The 1,651-nt window shown below is 57.4% G+C and carries 4 protein-coding genes; 1 reads left to right on the top strand and 3 read right to left on the bottom strand.

All coding sequences use genetic code 11. The features are described from left to right. The first annotated feature begins 25 nt into the window (after positions 1 to 25). Positions 26 to 244: a DUF3072 domain-containing protein gene (locus tag NKJ08_RS38665; RefSeq protein ID WP_352786390.1), complete on the top strand. Its 219-nt coding sequence runs from the start codon at positions 26 to 28 to the stop codon at positions 242 to 244. A gap of 241 nt (positions 245 to 485) precedes the next feature. Here the strand turns inward: NKJ08_RS38665 and NKJ08_RS38660 are convergent, their stop codons facing one another. The 3 genes from NKJ08_RS38660 to NKJ08_RS38650 all read right to left on the bottom strand — a co-directional run bounded on the left by NKJ08_RS38660 (position 486) and on the right by NKJ08_RS38650 (position 1,478). Beyond that, complete coding sequence (locus NKJ08_RS38660) at positions 486 to 611, bottom strand: hypothetical protein (protein WP_023722793.1); 126 nt, start codon at positions 609 to 611, stop codon at positions 486 to 488. Positions 612 to 1,017: 406 nt separating this feature from the next. Beyond that, positions 1,018 to 1,218 carry a DUF2905 domain-containing protein gene (locus NKJ08_RS38655; protein ID WP_352786388.1) on the bottom strand — a complete coding sequence of 67 codons (201 nt, stop codon included), beginning with the start codon at positions 1,216 to 1,218 and terminating at the stop codon, positions 1,018 to 1,020. 137 nt (positions 1,219 to 1,355) lie between these two features. Next, positions 1,356 to 1,478, bottom strand: a complete 123-nt coding sequence (locus NKJ08_RS38650) for a hypothetical protein (RefSeq protein ID WP_292654615.1) — start codon at positions 1,476 to 1,478, stop codon at positions 1,356 to 1,358. Between the last annotated feature and the right edge of the window lie 173 nt (positions 1,479 to 1,651).

The following is a 1,651-nucleotide window of genomic DNA, read 5'->3' as shown; positions in this document are numbered from 1 at the left end:
TGGTGATCATCAAGGGAGATTGAGCATGGTCGACCGGCACAACCCAAAAATCGAGGCATCGGCAAATGTCGAAAAGGACCCGGAAGATTGGGTCAGCGGAGGTGACCCAATGACTCCCGCACAAGCCTCCTATTTGAAAACTCTTGCCGAACAGGCCGACGACCCTGACGCCTATGCTGATGGCCTCAGCAAGGCGGAAGCTTCTAAACGCATTGATGCACTCCGGGAGAAGTTGGGCCTGTAGCGTCCGCTCGTGGCTTTTCGTCTCCAGCGAAGGACAGCCGATCGGGTCGGATTGGGGACAGTGTTGCTGTAGGTTGTGACCCGCGCAATTAATTTTTCTGAATTCAGCGCGTTGCTGCTCGACTCGCGATTGAGAAGACAAACGGCGGATGGGAGCGGCTTATGGGGTGCAGCAGCCCGGCATCCGCCCCTAAGCTCACAAGGCCTCGCGCCCGCCGGTCCAATCCTGCTGTCTAAACAGATCAGGACGTCCCGACGAGGGCGATGGTCAGCAGAGACACAAAAAGGACAAGAGCGATCGCAGCGCCCCAGAAGAGAACTTTTTCGGTGCCGCGTTGCTCTTCCTCGCGAGATATGTCTTTCGCCATTGCATACATCCTTTGCGATGGTCAACGACTTAGCAACGTGCCGCGCCAAGGCTGAGTTCCTGCAACTATCTTGTCCCTTCGGCACTGAGAGAAAGCGCTCGGAATCATGCCTCGTGTTGTCCAACCGTCGGTTGGTGGACGTATTGCAGCTGATGCATCTAAAATCCCTCCGCGCGCACCGGGCATGCCCGACCCCGAGCCCCCGCCGGGTGCAACAGCGCTTGATCGGCCCCGCCGCATCGAACTGTGCGGCCGGCTTTTTTACTCGCGCGATGGAACACCGGCGCGCAGGGAAAGTTCTGCCCACGCAGCAAACTCTTTCCCTCATATTTTTGCTGCCAGATCGGATAGCTCCGATCGGCCCACGTCGTTCTTTTCCTCCGGCGACGCGGGCTCGCCGTCCTCGCTATCGGTTGAGTAGCCACAGAACAAACGAAAGCACGATGCTGATCAGAATCCCAGTGCCGATCGGAGCATAAAACGTGAAGTTCTCACGTTGGATCAGGATGTCACCGGGCAATCTGCCCAGACCGATCCGCGACAACCAGGGCCACAATAGGCCTATGGCAACTATAATCAGACCAACGACAATCAGAGTTCTGGACATGGCGGCATCCGGCCGGGAATATAGTGGCTGACCATGAACGTTGCGATAGTGGTCATTCGTCGCCTCAAGCCGATCCGCTCGATTTGCAACTCCGCGGATTGCCGTGACAAAGCTCCCTTTCCCCGGCTTGGAAGTGCTTAGCTGTCGTCCTTATAAGACTTGGCGGCTTCATCGATCTTACGCCAATCGTTTCCGTGCCGCCGCACAAGCTCTCGCGCCTGGGCTGGCGATACACTTTGCGTTTCGACGATGTGGTTCACTTCCGTCTCCTCGCCTTTCAGGGGACGCGAACGAGGGCTCGTTGGCCGTCTGGCCGCTGGTTTTTTTGCATCTCGTCTGGGCATGAATGGACCTCTCCTGGAGCAGAATAAACGGTCTGGCGCGGCGAAGGTTTCGCCACGCTAGCTCGTTGAGCAGTTTCACCGATCGCCTC

It is taken from the genome of Mesorhizobium sp. M0244 (assembly GCF_040321795.1).
Classification (GTDB): domain Bacteria; phylum Pseudomonadota; class Alphaproteobacteria; order Rhizobiales; family Rhizobiaceae; genus Mesorhizobium.
The sequence above is the reverse complement of the archived record's forward strand: the minus strand, read 5'-3'. Positions and strand labels throughout refer to the sequence as shown.